This is a genomic window from Synechococcus sp. MVIR-18-1 (genome assembly GCF_014279835.1).
Classification (GTDB): domain Bacteria; phylum Cyanobacteriota; class Cyanobacteriia; order PCC-6307; family Cyanobiaceae; genus Synechococcus_C.
In genome coordinates, this window is sequence record NZ_CP047942.1 from 1640369 (window position 1) to 1656716 (window position 16348).

At 49.5% G+C, this 16348-nt stretch carries 18 protein-coding genes; 6 read left to right on the forward strand and 12 right to left on the reverse strand.

What is annotated here, in order from left to right; all coding sequences use genetic code 11:
* The first annotated feature begins 27 nt into the window (after nucleotides 1-27).
* Nucleotides 28-774 (forward strand): alpha/beta fold hydrolase, encoded by a 747-nt coding sequence (locus tag SynMVIR181_RS08810; RefSeq protein WP_186588975.1) that lies wholly within the window; start codon nucleotides 28-30, stop codon nucleotides 772-774.
* Here the strand turns inward: SynMVIR181_RS08810 and SynMVIR181_RS08815 are convergent.
* Nucleotides 747-2597 (reverse strand): ABC transporter ATP-binding protein, encoded by a 1851-nt coding sequence (locus SynMVIR181_RS08815; protein ID WP_186588976.1) that lies wholly within the window; start codon nucleotides 2595-2597, stop codon nucleotides 747-749. The genes SynMVIR181_RS08810 and SynMVIR181_RS08815 overlap by 28 nt on opposite strands.
* Nucleotides 2597-3250 (reverse strand): ATP phosphoribosyltransferase, encoded by a 654-nt coding sequence (gene hisG / locus SynMVIR181_RS08820; RefSeq protein ID WP_186588977.1) that lies wholly within the window; start codon nucleotides 3248-3250, stop codon nucleotides 2597-2599. Before hisG ends, SynMVIR181_RS08815 begins: the two co-directional genes overlap by 1 nt.
* 29 nt (nucleotides 3251-3279) lie before the next feature.
* Here hisG and gloB point away from each other — a divergent pair, with 29 nt between their 5' ends.
* Nucleotides 3280-4044: a hydroxyacylglutathione hydrolase gene (gloB, locus tag SynMVIR181_RS08825; protein ID WP_186588978.1), complete on the forward strand. Its 765-nt coding sequence runs from the start codon at nucleotides 3280-3282 to the stop codon at nucleotides 4042-4044.
* 5 nt (nucleotides 4045-4049) lie between these two features.
* Here gloB and SynMVIR181_RS08830 read toward each other — a convergent pair whose 3' ends face one another.
* Complete coding sequence (locus tag SynMVIR181_RS08830) at nucleotides 4050-5171, reverse strand: ABC transporter ATP-binding protein (protein WP_186588979.1); 1122 nt, start codon at nucleotides 5169-5171, stop codon at nucleotides 4050-4052.
* On the opposite strand from SynMVIR181_RS08830, the gene SynMVIR181_RS08835 reads away from it, so the two are divergent.
* Nucleotides 5170-5568 carry a RidA family protein gene (locus SynMVIR181_RS08835; protein ID WP_186588980.1) on the forward strand — a complete coding sequence of 133 codons (399 nt, stop codon included), beginning with the start codon at nucleotides 5170-5172 and terminating at the stop codon, nucleotides 5566-5568. The genes SynMVIR181_RS08830 and SynMVIR181_RS08835 overlap by 2 nt on opposite strands.
* A gap of 70 nt (nucleotides 5569-5638) precedes the next feature.
* Nucleotides 5639-5863 carry a DUF3136 domain-containing protein gene (locus SynMVIR181_RS08840; RefSeq protein ID WP_006853336.1) on the forward strand — a complete coding sequence of 75 codons (225 nt, stop codon included), beginning with the start codon at nucleotides 5639-5641 and terminating at the stop codon, nucleotides 5861-5863.
* Nucleotides 5864-5867: 4 nt separating this feature from the next.
* Here the strand turns inward: SynMVIR181_RS08840 and cbbX are convergent, their stop codons facing one another.
* Complete coding sequence (gene cbbX, locus SynMVIR181_RS08845) at nucleotides 5868-6791, reverse strand: CbbX protein (RefSeq protein ID WP_186588981.1); 924 nt, start codon at nucleotides 6789-6791, stop codon at nucleotides 5868-5870.
* Nucleotides 6775-7026: a 4a-hydroxytetrahydrobiopterin dehydratase gene (locus tag SynMVIR181_RS08850; protein ID WP_186588982.1), complete on the reverse strand. Its 252-nt coding sequence runs from the start codon at nucleotides 7024-7026 to the stop codon at nucleotides 6775-6777. Before SynMVIR181_RS08850 ends, cbbX begins: the two co-directional genes overlap by 17 nt.
* Before the next feature lie 374 nt (nucleotides 7027-7400).
* Here SynMVIR181_RS08850 and SynMVIR181_RS08855 point away from each other — a divergent pair, with 374 nt between their 5' ends.
* Entirely contained in the window at nucleotides 7401-7697 is a 297-nt protein-coding gene (locus SynMVIR181_RS08855; protein ID WP_186588983.1) for a hypothetical protein, read from the forward strand.
* A gap of 311 nt (nucleotides 7698-8008) precedes the next feature.
* Nucleotides 8009-8518 (forward strand): flavodoxin FldA, encoded by a 510-nt coding sequence (fldA, locus tag SynMVIR181_RS08860; RefSeq protein WP_186588984.1) that lies wholly within the window; start codon nucleotides 8009-8011, stop codon nucleotides 8516-8518.
* A gap of 42 nt (nucleotides 8519-8560) precedes the next feature.
* On the opposite strand, the gene SynMVIR181_RS08865 is transcribed toward fldA, so the two are convergent.
* The 7 genes from SynMVIR181_RS08865 to SynMVIR181_RS08895 form a co-directional block, all read right to left on the reverse strand.
* Nucleotides 8561-9520: an NAD(P)/FAD-dependent oxidoreductase gene (locus tag SynMVIR181_RS08865; RefSeq protein ID WP_186588985.1), complete on the reverse strand. Its 960-nt coding sequence runs from the start codon at nucleotides 9518-9520 to the stop codon at nucleotides 8561-8563.
* Entirely contained in the window at nucleotides 9517-10278 is a 762-nt protein-coding gene (locus SynMVIR181_RS08870; protein WP_186588986.1) for an alpha/beta fold hydrolase, read from the reverse strand. Before SynMVIR181_RS08870 ends, SynMVIR181_RS08865 begins: the two co-directional genes overlap by 4 nt.
* A gap of 71 nt (nucleotides 10279-10349) precedes the next feature.
* Complete coding sequence (locus SynMVIR181_RS08875) at nucleotides 10350-10568, reverse strand: hypothetical protein (RefSeq protein ID WP_186588987.1); 219 nt, start codon at nucleotides 10566-10568, stop codon at nucleotides 10350-10352.
* A gap of 80 nt (nucleotides 10569-10648) precedes the next feature.
* The gene (locus tag SynMVIR181_RS08880) at nucleotides 10649-10942 is read right to left on the reverse strand and encodes a 2Fe-2S iron-sulfur cluster-binding protein (RefSeq protein WP_186588988.1); all 294 of its coding nucleotides are present in this window, start codon (nucleotides 10940-10942) and stop codon (nucleotides 10649-10651) included.
* A gap of 851 nt (nucleotides 10943-11793) precedes the next feature.
* Nucleotides 11794-12936, reverse strand: coding sequence for a CO2 hydration protein (locus SynMVIR181_RS08885; RefSeq protein ID WP_186588989.1), 1143 nt, complete (start codon nucleotides 12934-12936; stop codon nucleotides 11794-11796).
* The gene (locus tag SynMVIR181_RS08890) at nucleotides 12933-14438 is read right to left on the reverse strand and encodes an NADH-quinone oxidoreductase subunit M (protein WP_186590588.1); all 1506 of its coding nucleotides are present in this window, start codon (nucleotides 14436-14438) and stop codon (nucleotides 12933-12935) included. Before SynMVIR181_RS08890 ends, SynMVIR181_RS08885 begins: the two co-directional genes overlap by 4 nt.
* Nucleotides 14439-14445: 7 nt before the next feature.
* Entirely contained in the window at nucleotides 14446-16290 is a 1845-nt protein-coding gene (locus tag SynMVIR181_RS08895) for an NAD(P)H-quinone oxidoreductase subunit F (RefSeq protein WP_186523411.1), read from the reverse strand.
* Between the last annotated feature and the right edge of the window lie 58 nt (nucleotides 16291-16348).

The following is a 16348-nucleotide window of genomic DNA, read 5'->3' on the forward strand; positions in this document are numbered from 1 at the left end:
CGACGATGCCTTAATCCTGACGCACCGATGACCTCTGATCTGCTGCTGATCGCCGTACACGGTTGGATGCTCAGCCGCAAGGTTTGGGCACCGTTTGAAGAAAGCTGGACACGCTTAGGCACCTCTATCCCTTTGTGGTGTCCTGATTTACCAGGATTTGGACTGGAGTCTCGCCCTCCTCAGCTTCGACCAACCTTGGCGTCCTACGGCCAATGGCTTGCGGAGCAGATTCGAGCTCAAGCCAAGGGCCACCACGTGGTGTTGATGGGTCACTCACTGGGAGGAAGCATTGCCCTGCATGCAGAAACCTATCTACGTCGACAGTGGGATCAGCCTCTCTCGGGTCTTGTGATGTTGGCGGCAGGAGGTGGGATCTACCAACCCAGACCGTTTCGACGCCTCAGGTTTGGAGGGCAATTGATTCTGAAACTCCGTCCCACCTCACTTCCAGGGCCCATCGGCCAGTTGGGGCCATTTCAAGCGGAGCAACGCGCGGCACTGGGTCTGCTGGTGAACAGCACCACACGAGGAGCTGTCAAACAGATTCCAAACCTGGTTGCAGATTTGGAGGCTAAGAACCTGTGGATTAGCGGTGAGCAGGACCGCGTGATGGAACCCGGCTATGTGCAACATCTTGCCGAATACAGCGACAAGCACTGCCTAAAAGAACTCAAACAGTGCGGACATCTGGCCATGCAGAGCCATCCCGACCTACTGGCTCAAACGATCCATCACTGGCTCATCGATCAAAGCCTGGCGAGTCCTCGCTCCTGAAGATCGGCAAGTTCGGCGTACAAACCACCACTGGCACGCAACTGAAGGTGGGTGCCCTGCTCGATCAGGCTCCCTCGACGAAGCACCAAAATCCTGTCAGCCGCCTCAACGGTGGCAAGCCGGTGGGCAATCACCACTGCCGTGCGCCTGTTGAGGAGACGATCTAGGTCCCGCTGCAGGGTGGCTTCCGTAGAAGGGTCCATAAACGCAGTCGCTTCATCCATCACCAGGACCGTTGGGTTGCGAATCGCCACCCTGGCTACGGCTAGCAGCTGTCTTTCCCCAGAGCTGAGATTCCCTCCCCGCTCTCTCAATGCGGTATCCAAACCTTCAGGCAATCGACCGAGCAGGGGATCAAGCCCTAAATCACGGCAAACCTCCTGCAGTTTCTGGTCATCGAGGGGCCGATCCAACCGCAAATTGTCGGCCACCGTTCCACTAAAGAGAAAAGTGTCTTGAAGCACCACACCCAGCTGACGACGCAGCTCTTGCAAAGGCAAGCTGCGGATGTCCTGGCCATCCAGAAGGATTCGTCCACGCTGGGGCTCATACAACCGGCAGAGGAGCCGAATCACCGTAGTCTTGCCAGATCCGGTGGGTCCAACAAGAGCAACATGCTCACCAGGTGCAATCCGGAAACTGAGATCGCGCAGGATCGGCTCATCTTTTCGGTAAGCAAAGTCCACGTCTTCAAAAATCACTTCACCACGAGCTTGTGAAGATGAAGCGTTCTGGAGGAGCGTGGGATCAACCGTTGATCCACCTGTCGAACCAAAGCTTGAACCGCTGGCAGCACCATGGTCAACAATCTCGAGAGGCTCCTCCAGGAGCTCGCCAATCCGTTCCACAGCAGTGAGTCCTCCTTGGATCTGGGTAAACCGCTCAGCCATTTGGCGAAGGGGGTCAAACAGGCGCTGTGAGTAGAGGATGAAGGTTGTGAGCGTGCCAAGGCCCATCGCTCCTGATGTGACCATCCATCCGCCAAGCGCAAGAACGAGGGCAACGGCACCTAACGACACCCACTCCAAAAAGGCAGAGATGCTGCTGTCAAAAAAAATCGTGCCATTCACTGCACTTCGATACGCCAAACCGGTTCTCTGAAACCGATCTCCGTTGACGGCTTCACGGCGAAACATCTGCACAACCTCAAGACCTTGGAGGTTCTCCTGAAAATCAGCGTTAAGTTGAGAAAGCTCCTCTCTCACACGATAGTTGGCCTTTCGATAGCGCCTCTGAAGCCAAACAATCACGAAGGTGACAGGCAGTTGGGTCACGAGCAACAACAAACCCAAACGCCACTCGATCAGCAGCATCGAAACCGCAATCACCAGCAAGCTGACGAGATCTCCGAGCACACCAACGGCACCGCTTCCAAACACCTCGGCTAATGCATCCACATCGCTGGTGAGGCGAGTCAGCAGCTTGCCCACGGGCATGCGGTCATGAAACCGCAGAGACAAACTCATCGCATGGGCAAACAAATCCTTGCGGATGCGAGCGGTGAGCCGCTGGCCGACGGCTTGAATATTGAACGACTGAACTCCCTGAAGAGCCAAGCGAACCAGAACCGATCCCAACAACATCAGGATGATCAGTCGGATCGCAACCGTGCTGTCGAGACCCTGAAAAAGAGGAATCACCGACTCGTTGGCGGCCCCTCCAACACGGCGCAAAACGGCAATCGCCTGCCCAACCAACAGCGGCTGAATCGCGCCGGCAACAGCCACTGGAATGAGCAGCACCAACGTGAGCGTGAGTCGTCGTCGATCTCGACCTAAGTAACGACCAAGCCGCTTAACCCGCTGAAAATCGGAACCAGCCATCAGCTGGTCACCTTGGACACTGGTGTTGTAGATCGCATCGCCTCAACGATCTGGCGCAGATCGCCTTGATCAAGGCGCAATGACAGGGGGTGGCCCACCAAACGAGCCGTCGTAAGGAAAAGATCTTCGATTGCAACTAACCCGTTATCGCGGAGCGTCCTGCCCGTAGCCACCAAATCAACAATCGCTTCAGCGATCCCGGTAATCGGACCTAGCTCCACCGAACCCGTGAGGTGGACAAGTTCCACAGGCAAATCGATGGCATCGAAGTAGTCGCGTGCACAGCGGGTGAATTTGCTTGCCACTCGGCAATGGGGAGGAAGATCCGTCGCCCGCTGATATCCACTGCTGGCCTTCACAGCCACTGCCATACGGCACCCTCCAAAGCCCAGGTCAACCAATTGCGCGACAGGCATCTGGTGCTCCCGCAAAACGTCGTACCCAACCACTCCAAGTTGAGCTTGCCCATAGGCCACGTAGACAGGAACATCTCCGTTCCTCACAAGCAAAGCTCTGGCTCGACCACATGCAGATGGAACCATCAGTTGCCTGTTATCGGGGTCGAGAACTGCAGAAAAGTCGAGCCCGGCCGCCGCAAATCGGGCCACTGAATCTTTCAGAAGTGCTCCCTTGGCTAGGGCAACAGTGATCATGGAATCAAGCGTTGAGCAGAACTTTAACGATGGCGATGGCCTCCACGATTGATGGCATCCACCCAGTAGCCGTCCTCAGCGACAACATCGTCTGGGTTTGGGTGCATGGCAATCAGGCCATCGTCATCGATCCTGCCGTCTCTGAACCCATCATCGACTGGCTCGACACGCGTGGGCTGCAGCTCGTCGCAGTGCTTCAGACCCATCACCACTCCGACCATATCGGCGGCACCCCTGGACTTCTTCAACGCTGGTCATCAGCTGAAGTCGTGGCCGCTGCGGACGACCTAGAGCGCATCCCATTTCAAACGCTGTCCGTCCACGACGGTGACGCCATTGAGCTCCTGGGCAGGCCCGTAAGGGTTATGGATGTGCATGCCCATACCCGAGCTCACATTGCTTACTGGTTGCCAGAGGGAGCGTCCTCAACCTCTCAGACCAGTGCGTTGTTCTGCGGCGACACCATGTTCAGCGGCGGATGTGGACGGCTCTTTGAGGGAACCCCTGCAGACATGCACCGCGCTCTGCAAAGGCTGGGGTCCCTGCCCCCAGACACCTTGGTCTGCTGCGCTCACGAATACACCGAGGGAAATCTTCGCTGGGCCGCGCAACAGGTGCCTAACGATGCCCTCATCACAAACCGACTGCAGGAGGTTCAGGCGAAACGTCGGTCAGGTTCCCTAACCCTTCCCAGCAGCATTGCCGAGGAGTGGCGCTCCAATTTGTTCTTACGGGCGACCAGCGCCGAACAATTGGGACGTCTGCGTCAACACAAAGACAATTGGAGAGGTTGATCACATCAATTCAAAACTTGAAGTGATAGGCACTGAGGATGGAGCAGAACCTCACTGTTTTGTTGCAAAGAAAGCTTGCAGCGCAATCCCCTCTGATGGTCTTCAGCAAGAGGCCTGATGAGCCGCAACTGCTGATCTCCAATCTGAATGCGATACAGCCAGGAGCGACCCAAAAACTCCCGCCCCATCACATAGGCATCTCCTGCAGGATCAGGAGCCAAATCGATCAATGCCGGATCAACTAAAACGGTGGCGTCATCAGGAAGCGCCATAGACCGCTGCCCTTCTGGAATCTCCAGATCACCAAGCAAACAACGGCACAACGACGTGGATCCGTCCCTCCAAACCGGAAGCACATTGCGTTGAAGCACAAACCGGCCCACAAAGGGTGTTGCCGGGACTTCCACGAGCTCACGGGGAGTAGCGCATTGATGAAGTTGACCGTCACGAAGAATGGCAACCCGCCCGCAGATAGCAAGGGCCTCCTCCGGGTCGTGGGTCACCAACAAACCGCTGGCCCCGCACGCACTGAGCACTCCGGGTAGCTCACTGCGCAAGCGCAAACGCACTTCAACATCAAGGTTGGAGAAGGGTTCGTCCAGCAACAAAACAGAGGGCGCAGGCGCGAGAGCCCTTGCGAGAGCCAAACGCTGACGTTGCCCCCCCGATAATTCATGCGGGTAGCGTCCTTTGAGATCGGTCAGCCCCAAAAGTTCGAGCAACCATGAGGCACGGCTGGTGTCCTGTCCACGACGAAGGCCAAAGCATGTGTTCTCCCAAGCGTTGAGATGGGGAAAGAGGGCGTAGTCCTGAAAGACCATGCCCACGCCACGGCGCTCTGGAGCGAGGCGCAAGCGCGACGACGCGACGTCATTCCCATGCAGTCGAACCACGCCCTTGCTGGGATGTTCAAAACCAGCGATCAAACGCAAAAGCGTGGTTTTTCCGCAGCCTGATGGCCCCAGCAAACCCACAAGCTCACCCGTCTTCAACTGAAGATTGATGTCTTTCAAAATCCAAGCTTCATCTGCACCGCCGTAGCGGTGCCAGAGACCCTCAAGCTCAACCGGCCACGACTCCATCAACACGGAACGCGAAAATGAGATTTCATTCTGAGCCGTAACCATGTCATCCACCCCACTTAAGGCTGTCATCACCCAAGAGGCACCAGCTCCAGTGGGGCCTTACAACCAGGCTGTGATCGCCGGTGGTTGGCTGTATTGCTCCGGACAAATTCCGCTTGATCCTGCAACTGGAGCGATGGTGGGAGACGGAAATGTGGAGGCTGAGACCCGCCAAGTGCTGAGAAACTTAAAAGCTGTACTTCAAGAGGCCGGCACCGACCCCTCAAAAGTCGTTCGCACCACAGTATTTCTGGTGGATCTTGGTGATTTTCAAGCCGTCAATGCCATTTATGCCGAGGTATTTGGTGATGGAGTTAGCCCTGCCAGAGCTTGCGTGCAGGTTGCAGCATTGCCAAAAGGCTCAAAAGTAGAAATTGATTGCATTGCCTGGTTGAACTGAGCATGGAATGGGCTCTCCACAAGAGGGGGGGCCCACGGTTTCTTAGGTTGAGACGATGCTGAGAGACCCCATGGCCCAAGCCAAGCTGACCATTGGCGAACTCGAAGCGGGCTACCCCCTGTACTGCAAAGCCCTCCGGAGACTTCTCAAAGAGGGGCGAAGCATTAAGGACATTGAACGAACCGTGTGCTGGGGGCACCTGGAAACACTGAATCGCTGCCTTCCAGGTCGCTACAAAGCACCGTCCTATTTGTTGGCATTGATTCGGCGGGATCTGGATCAACCCAAGCACTGACGGCTCAAGGAGAACCCGAAATCTTTGTCAAGGGCTGAGAAGGATCGCGACCCTCAATTTCACCCTGGAACACGCGACTTGCAAAAACATCTTCTGCTTCGATGGTGGTCAGATCATCACGACTAAGAGATTGATCGAGGCGAGAAAATAACCGATTCGCTTGACGAAGCCTCAGACGATCAAGGGCATTCCGAATGGAACGAGCATTCGCAAAGTGTGGCAACTGACATCTCCTCTTGATGTAAAGGCTGAAGGCATCATGCGCTGATTCGCTGAAGTGGTAATCCTGCTGAGTGAGCAACAACAGGGCAATCGCCATGAGCTCATCTTCGCTGTAATCAGGAAAGTCGATGTGATGAGCCACTCGCGAGGAAAGCCCCGAATTGGATTGGTAAAAACTGGCCATACGATCCTTATAACCAGCAAAAATCACCACAAAGTCTGATCGCTGATTCTCCATATCTTGCAAGAGTATTTCAATCGCTTCGGCCCCATAGTCACGTTCGTTATCAGACTTATAGAGATAATAGGCTTCATCAATGAATAGAACACCACCCAGAGAACGCTTGATCATCTCACGCGTTTTAGGAGCAGTATGACCAACATATTGACCCACGAGATCATCTCGAGTCACGGTGACAACATGTCCCTTTCGCAAATAGCCAAGCCGATAAAGAATTTGCGAAATTCGTTTAGCGACCGTGGTCTTCCCCGTCCCTGGTCTTCCAGTAAACGACATATGTAGTCCGGGAGCAGTGCTTTGCAAATCCAACTGTTGACGGGCACGATCCACCAAAAGCAAAGCCGCGATTTCACGAATGCGCGTCTTCACTGGCAGCAAACCAATGAGCTCCTGGTCAAGCTGGTCAAGAACCTCCGCAACGCCTGACTCGGCATAAGCAGCCGCCAGATCAACAGAAGAGGGCATCAATCTCTAAAGCGAAGCTACGATCATCATCGCTGAGCTGACTATCATCGCCCTCAGCCTCTGGGCGCAGAGTGATGTTCACATAGGTTCGGCCAAAACTAATATCAGGAAATCTCTGTTTCGCTTCGCTGAAATCGCCGAGACGATCAAGAAAATCACGTGTGTCACTGTAGCTTTCAAACTCAAATCGGCGCTCGAGGCAAACTGGCCTTTTGCGCTCATGCCATTGGTCCATAAGACAATCCCTTCATCACCTACAAACCTAGTAGAGAGCGGTCCGATAACCTAACAAATAAATCTTAAAGTTCAACCGACACTCAAAGAGAAAACCAAACGGCTCATCGAACAGAAAAACTGCATAACACAGAAAACAAGAGGAAGACAGGATAAAAATAAACAATCAATCAGAGTTCAAGCACAGTGGCCAGAAAAAAGACAAACACACGGCGCAAGAGAGATGACTATGAAAATCACACCTCACTGCAAAAAAGCAGAATAATCCAACAGCTTGCAAACTTAAAATAGATACACAGCAACGACAATTATGATACAGAATATAAGACACAAGCAAACAGAATTGATGTTGTCAAACCATAAGGTTGTAAAAAATTGGAAATGGAAAACTTAGAAGCATTTCGACAAGCACTCGAGAATCGTCATCGAAAAAACGATGCAAGTCAAGCAATCAATTTAGTAGCCATCAACCTTACAAAGGCAAAATCAGAGTTAAGCCATGCAACCACATCTCTTGCTGAGCTGATGGATATTGCAGATGAGCAAAACTGTAAATCATGCCTTGTATTTCTTGCGGAACTCAGAGCAACAGCAATTTCTGCCTACAACACGATTAATTCAGCAGAAAAAGAACTACAAAACAGAGGCGGCTGTCAGAGCAGCGGAACCTAAGCAAAACCAAGGAAAGGAAACAAATCCATGAAAGAAAAACACATCAGTCTTCTTGAATCATTCATTGAGACCATTGAGTCAAGCAGAATCAATCGGGAGCGCTGGCTTAAAAAGGTTGGACAGAACGGGCTTGAACAAACGCTCGGAGAATACAATGAGTCCATACAAATTAATCCAATAGAAGTATCGTATGATCACAAAACAAGAATGCAATGAACCTGTAAAATCATAAGAATAAACAGCAAACAACATTCAATCGCACAAATCGGGAAGACAAAAACATTGAGAATAGATGCGTCAACGATAACGTCATGGCTTACACCATTTTTTTTGCAACCTCCACAGGAAAGACTGAGGATGTTGCCGACAAACTCAAAGAGCTATTACCAGGTACAGAAAGCAAAGATGTAGACAGCATCGGATCTGCAGCAGAACTGGCTGAAGCAGAGGCACTCATTTGCTGTGTTCCTACATGGAATACAGGGGCAGATGAAGGTCGCTCTGGTACTGCCTGGGATACTTATGCCGAAGAAATACCAAGCATGGATTTCAGCGGAAAATCAGTAGCAATTTTAGGCCTTGGAGATTCATCTTCCTATTCAGATTACTTCTGTGATGCAATGGAAGAGTTATATACTGCCTTCCTACAAGCCGGTGCAAAACTAATTGGAAAAGTACCAACAGACAGCTATACATTTGCAGAATCAAAAAGTGTGATTGACGGAAAATTTTGCGGCTTAGCAATTGACGAAGATAATGAGTCTGATTTAACAGATCAACGCCTAAGTGACTGGGTCAAACAAATAAATTTAGAAGCATAAAAGCCAAAACAAAAGGCGCCCACAATGAGCGCCTTTTGTCTGTCATTTGTGGACCCAATCAACACGAAACTCAGTTCTAGAGTTTAGATATTTATCAATTGACATTGCAGCTATACAACCATCTGAGCACGCAACAACAGCCTGCTTAAAAGGGGTATTACGAATGTCACCTATAGCCCAAACACCTGGAACAGAAGTCATCATATTGTCATCCACATCAACTCCACCATCGGCACGAAGTGGAATAAGTCCATGAAGGAAATCGGTGATCGGAAGCGTACCTGTAGAGTATAAAAAAGCTCCGGTAACATCCAAAGTAAAAGTTACCTTGTCTTTCATGGATTGAACTTTTGCAAAATTCAATCCAGCATCATTCCCGTGAATAGATAATAACTTAGTGCGTTCCCATTGCTTGACATTGGGAAGATCAGTGAGTAATTCAACCCGATTCGTAGATCGACTTGGTTTACCACTGGTAACCCAATGAACAGTGTTGGCGAATTTAGTAAGAACAAGTGCCTCATCAACGGCTTCTTGATTTGAACCATAAACCAAGACATCCTCATTGCGATAAAAAGCGGCATCACAGGTTGCACAGTAACTAACACCGCGACCTAAAAACTCTTTTTCACCGGGAAGAGTCGATGTCCGACCCATCGCGCCAGTCGCTAAAACGATCGTACGAGAACGGAAGACACCTTCCGGTGTATAAACAAGTTTATGCTCTCCAGACAAATCCAGACTAAAAACCTGAGCTCGTATATAGTTTGTTCCATAAGAAGTAGCTTGATCTCTCATCATATCAAGCAGATCAGACCCAGAAATCTCATTAGAGACACCCGGATAATTAGCAATTTTATGGGTAATAGCTAAAGCCCCTACAGATTTATTTTTGTCTAAGATATAGGTCTTCAAGGATGACCTTGATGTGTAAAGAGCACAAGAACAACCAGCCGGACCACCACCAATAATCAAAACATCGGTATCAATAAACTCTGTCATGTTGAAATCTTTCTCGAAAGTGAACTATGAAATTGACTAGGGAAAACAGGTGAAAAAGAAGTTGGAATCATCTCAAGAAAAGAGTTGATCAAGCTTCCATACAGCCTGGGCTGAGTAAAGTGAGAAAAATGATGTCCCCCTGGCAATGAATAGAAGCGATCACCATTCTTCAAATGAGGCTGCCAACGCAAAGAAGAATTCTGATCCACTACAAAATCATCAGAACCATTAATGACCGACATGGGTATGTCAATCGAAGAAAGGTTAGGAAGAAGAGAATGAGAAGCAATTGAACCAGGTATGAAATCAGAATCAAGACATTTTTCAAAAAAACCAGAAAGAGCTAAATTAGTTTGATTGAATTGTTTATCGAACAAAAGTGGCACAATATGGGACAAAATAGAAGATCTTGAGCAGGGTAATTTTCGTCTCATTTCCAAGTAATGACTCGACCATTGATTAGTAGAGATTGGGTCTACAGAAATCAAGGTGAGAGACCCAAATAATGTTGGGAATTGACGCGCAAATAACGAAGCAATAGTGCCACTAAGCCCATGTGCTACAACATGAGGGGGTGAATCTAATTCATCAACAGTTTCCCTAAGAAAATCAAAAATTGTTGACAATGAACAGATCTCATCAAGATCATGCTGAAAAGACCAACGGCGTACATGCCTTGACTGACTTAAAATGCAAGCAAGCTTCTTATTAAAGCAAAAAACAGAAGGCTGCAAATCAATCCAAAAAATTGATGACATGCGTTAATGATGCTTTTACAATAATGCCGTAATAGCGGCTATGACTCGAGTGAAGAGGCACCGAAATAAGGTTAATATGTTACAAAGGAATCAGGCGAATGATCACCATTCATCACAGGAATAACTTGAATGACTCCTTGCCTTACCTTTAATTCTAATGTAGAAATTAATCGATATTCAGCATTGTCCGCTGTTTTCTTTAAAAAAGAAAGCGCATTCAATGCAGAGAGAGGAATCACCATAGAAGTGACTGCTTCAAGATAGATTGCAACAATAGATGAAATTTTCATGGAATAGAAGCAGGAGAGGGGGCGTAATTAGAAGCCAATGAAATAGTGAGTCAATTAGAAGTGATCGCAGAAAGAAGGCATCACCAAAGTTCTTCTTCACAATCAGTCTTGACGATCAAATCAGAAGTGGCATATGATACACATAAGAGTGCATATTTATCTTTAATTTGTTCCTCGTCTAGAAAACTTTGATCACTCTGATCTAATGTTCCTTGAATCAACCGGCCTACGCATGAACTACATGCGCCAGCGCGACATGAGTACGACATATCAATACCCGCTTGCTCTGCAGCATCCAGAATATATTCATCATCAGGACATTGAAATGACACCTCTCCTTGAGGAGTCATTAGCTGAACATTAAAAAATGTCATCACAAGAATAGTCCAACAATTACTTTATTACATTCATCAATGAATTCGAAACAACGATTGGCCCATAATGTATCATAAAGCACTTCTAGCTCAACAACGGTAACAGTCAGTCCGACAATTAGACGCCCTATTCCTCCTTAAAAGGTGCTCAAAGAGATTAATCTGATAGAACGGAGAAGATCATCCTATCAATCAGAAATGGATCTGATTGATAGCCTTGAGGAGTAAATTAAATCACTATGAAAGAAGAAAGATTCTCTCGTTTTCTTGGTTCAGCCAGCGGATGGAGATCCAAGCGCCTAAGGCTTGCAATCGCCCTAAGGAAGCAAGGATGGTCATATCAGCAAATAGGAGATCACCTAAGTACAACCCCACGCTCGATAGGAAGAGATATCAAGTGCTTTGTTATTAAATCAAAAGAGAAGCTGGCCCTACAAATCCAAGCCACGTGAAAGCCTTAAAGTCAAAGCAATTCCCAACAAAAATACAAAGTCTTGTCATCCATCAGAGACGGGAGGATTAGATACTTTTTTTCTGGACTTTTTTATTCATATCAGAATAAAGCTTATTCAATTGAGCATGATCCTCTGATGTTGTGCGATTGATCCAATCTTCAAGGATCTGAGCAGACTCATCAAATCTAGATAAAAATGCAGCATCATCATAAATTCTCATCAAATGGCAATCAGCTATTTAGCAATCATCAACCACTTAAAAGCGAACATACATGCAAATGTTCCACAATGACTGCATTCTTTGATACGGAGAGTACAACGAAATGTAAGATTTAAAAATCAGCATCCCATGCTTTTAGGGTATTCACAGCAGATGATCTCTTTACATAATATTGATTAGAGAAGAGCTCCTCGCTGACATCCCATCAACCGCTCAGACCATGATTCAGCGTAAGCACGATTGGCTTGTTGCTGATCAGCATCTGTCGTATCAAGGGGATGAGGCATGGTGCCTGAGATCGCACCATTCGTGACACAAAACATCGATTTTTGAAAACTGATGCAGATCTGAACATGAACATCATGCATGCCCCTGCCATGCGACATGTACCAATCACTGAGCTCCTCAGGAAGATTTCGGTACATGTCTTGCATGCACAAACTTGGAGGAATCCCCGCTCCCATGCTCGGGATGGGATCTGCGTACAAGGCTCCGTACTTGAAATCGCCGATGTCAGCTGAAATCTGTCGCGCCTGAGCGTTGTAGGACACAGTCCCAAGGAAGGGCATACCCCTAAAAAAGACAGCCTCCACGTAAGGCACCGCCACATCAACCAAAAATGTCAGTCCTGCCTCTGGTGGTAGAACCCAAACCTCTTCATTCCCCACCGTGACTTTGTAAGTCATCGGATCTCCAGCGGCAGCAACTAAACCATCTCTGATGTGATGAACAGCATCATTAACAGACACAATTTCACCATTGCGATATTTACGAGACAGGTCAAGGAAGAGGTCACTCATCACCCGCCAAAACAGACCAAGGGCATAAATGGTGGCCATCGATCGAATGGCCTCAGGCGCAAAGCCTGGATAAAGCCGATGCACCAATGCCAACAATGGATCCCTGCGACTTCGCAAAGCAATGATTTTCTGACAGGTCTCCAGAAAAGGCTCGGAATCGAAATAAGCATCCATTCCGCCAGTACCGTGCCAAAACATTGCTTTCTGGCAATACTCGGCATACTCAAAGTTGATGCGATCACCGCGAAGGTGCTGCCATAAGCGTTCAACACTGAAACCCTCGTGAAAGAATCGCATCACTGGAAATGGATTCAAAAGCTGAGTTTCGCCCTGATTCACAAGGTTGCGGCTGTAGGCATCAAGAACGATCCCGTAGCTATCGAGAACATTAACAATCTGGAGAAGATGATCAGGCGTATCAGCCAATAAAGGTTGGTCAGAAAGCAAGCGACGAATCAGCTCTTCACGATCAGGGAGGGTGGGAATTGTTGGGACATCAGTGATCTTGGAAGCAGTCATGAAAGTCCTCCTGTGATGGGTAAGAGCGCTAATTCGCTGAGACCTGTTGTTGCCGCCTGACTCATTCCAACCAAAAGATCTGGAGCAAGACCCAGGAGCAGCACGATGAAGGACAGTGCAATCGCCGGAAGCTGCTCATGGAGCGGCACAACGGAAAGAATGGTGGGATTAGAGACTCGGCCTGCAGCAATAGCCAAGCGTCCAAAGAAGGCTCGATTCACAAGCAACAAGAAATACACAGCTGTCAAACCTGACCCCACCATGCAAAGCAAAGTGGCGATTGGAAAGGGCTGAAGACTTCCTCTGAAAACAAGGAATTCAGATATAAAACCTGCCATGCCTGGGATTCCAGCACTTGCCATCACACCCACAATCATCAGGGTTCCAGTGAGGGGTAAGCCACGCTGAGGATTAAGGAGTCCCCGAAGAACATTCAGATCTCTTGTGCCTGTTCGTTCATAAACAACACCTACAGCGAGAAAAAGGATCGCTGAAATCAAACCGTGGCTCACCATTTGGAAGAGCGCACCGATCAAACCCAATGGCGTTGCAGCGGCAGCAGCAAGCAAGACGTATCCCATATGTCCCACAGAGCTGTAAGCCACCATGCGCTTCATATCCGATTGAGCAATTGCAGCTAAGGAGCCATACAGCACAGAAATCGCTGCCCAGAGAGCCAACCAGGGGGCTGCAACCTCCCAAGCCTCAGGGAAGAGACCCAGACAAAACCGCAACAACCCATAGGTCCCGAGCTTGAGGAGAACTCCTGCCAAAAGAACCGACACTGGAGTTGACGCTTCAGTGTGAGCATCAGGAAGCCAGGTGTGAAATGGAAAGAGAGGGATCTTGATCCCAAACCCGATCAACAGTGCCCCCATCAGCAACAATTGTGAGGTGAGACCCATCTCTCCCGACAAGATCGGTCGGATTCCAAAATCAACGCTTCCAGTGACGAGTGCAATCCCAAGGAATGCTCCCAAAATCAAGATCCCAGAAACTGCAGTAACAATCAGAAACTTCGTGGACGCATAGGCTCGATTGGCACCACCCCAGATCGCGATCAAGAGCCAAAGCGGGATGAGTTCAAGCTCATAAAACAAGAAAAAGAGCAAAAGATTTTGAGCTAAAAAGGCTCCATTGACAGCGCCACTGATGATTAATAAAAGCGCAAAATAAATTCTTGGACGATTCTCAATCTTTCTCGATGCCACAGCTGCCACAAGACAGAGCACTGCATTCATCAAAACTAAAGGTAGGGAAATTCCATCGATCGCCAGGGAATAGTCGAGCCCAACACTGGGAAGCCACGGCAATTGCTCCTGAAGCTGCAAGCCAGGGTTGCTCGGATCAAACCAGAACAGCACCGCAAAACTGGCAAGGCATTGAACGGAAAGGATGACCAGGGTCAGACGTCTTAGTTGAGCTGGCGTTGATCCTTGAGGCCATAGGGACAGCAACAGAGCCCCGAGGAAAGGAATAACAAGTAGCAGGGTAAGAATCATCATTAATTCAGTTCAGCCACCAGCTCAGTGATGACAAAAGCAACACGATCGCCGCGATGACCGTTAAAAGATAGCTTTGGCTTCGACCACTAATGCTCAACTTCAAGCCTTCAGCACTCTGAAGTGAGAATCGAGCAAGTCCATGGAGAACTCCATCAACAACATTTCGATCGAAGCTATAAGCAAGCTTTGAGAATAAGGCCACTACATTAACGATCGTCAAGCGATAGAACCTCTCTGTATAAAAATCATTTTCAAGAAGGTCCTGGATCCAACGCAGCACGGGATTGAGAGATCGAGACCAGGCTTTGTTGAGGGGGATGAAAGCTCCTACCAACAAGCCAATCAAACCACTCCCCACCACAACACCAGCAGCCCACAGAGGGAACGCAAGCAAACCATCCAGAGACTCCAGGCGAATCAACAACAGCGGAGTTAAGACAACGATGACGGCAAGAGACACCATCGGGAAGGCCATCTGCCAGTTCACCTCTGCCGCTCGACGCGTCTTTGTTAGGGAGCGGCCAAGAAAAACCTGTCGGTAAATCCTGGTGAGATTGAGGGCGGTTAGCGCATTGGTGAGAAGGAAAACTGGTACAAAAATCACTGAGCGAGCTCCCACTAACTCAACGGCTTGCGCCAGGCAAAGGAATCCCCCAAGGGGGAGAAGACCCACAAGCCCCGCACTTCCCACCAAATAAGAACCAGTTGTGGCAGGCATTCTCCCGCCAAGGCCACCAAGCTCAGTGATGTCCTGGCAATTCGTGGAAGCAATCACGCCACCCACACTCATCGAAAGCAGTGCCTTCGAGACAGCATGGGCAAACAGGAGCAGCAGGGCCAGTACGGGCACCTGCAAAGAAATCGCGATGAAAACAAGCCCGAGATAAGCAGTTGTGGAATACGACAGCGTGCGTTTGATATCCACCTGAGCAATCGAGACCAGAGACCCCCCAATCGCACTAATCGTTCCAATCACCTGGAGAACAACGAGTGTGACGGGCGCGTTCTGCAGCAGAGGCATCACCTTCAGCAAAACAAGAGCACCGCAGGTCACAACCACAGAGTTCCGAAGAATCGAGGCTGGGTTAGGACCTTCCATGGCTTCATCAAGCCAGAGATGCATTGGGAATTGGGCGCACTTACCCGTTGGGCCAGCAATCAGGCCTAGCCCGAGCAATGTTGCCGCAAGTGGACTGATTGTGTCTGCAGCAGACCAGGCATAGAGGTCGTCAAAGCTGGTGACACCCGACCACGTTGCTAGGGCAACCATCCCCATCAAGAGCATCACATCACCAACGCGCTTGGTGAGGAATGCATCCCTTGCTGCAGTCACCACGAGGGGTTGGGCGTACCAGAACCCCACCAAGAGGTAGGTCGAGAGCGTGAGCATTTCCAGCAGGAAATAGCTCTGGAACAAGGAGTCGCTCAAAACAACCCCGGACATCGCCCCCTCGAAGAAGCCCAGCAATGCAAAGAACCTGGCTAACGCCCACTCCTTATCGAGATAGCCAAGGGAATACAACTGAGAGAAGAAACTCAAACCAGTGATCAGCTCAAGAGCAGACACATTGGTGAGAGAGAGGCTGAAGCTGATCTCAAGATTGAGATCAGCCACGTTGAGCCATGGAAACGTCAGAAGGGTGGGTCCACCTGCCATAACGTCGCGCAGCACAAGGCTTCCATGGATGAAAGCAAGCAATGTGAGCAGGATGTTGAGGTAGGCCGCAGGGCGATGGGAATCACGACGAAAGACCCCCAAAGCCCAAGGCAGTGAAACCAACATCCCGGCGAACCCATAGAGCGGGATCAACCAGGCGGTTTGCAGAGGCAGCGTTGCAGCTGAAATCAAGAGAAACGGGGCGGTTGCGCCGTTGAAGAGGAATGTTGGGCCGGGAATCTAAACGGAG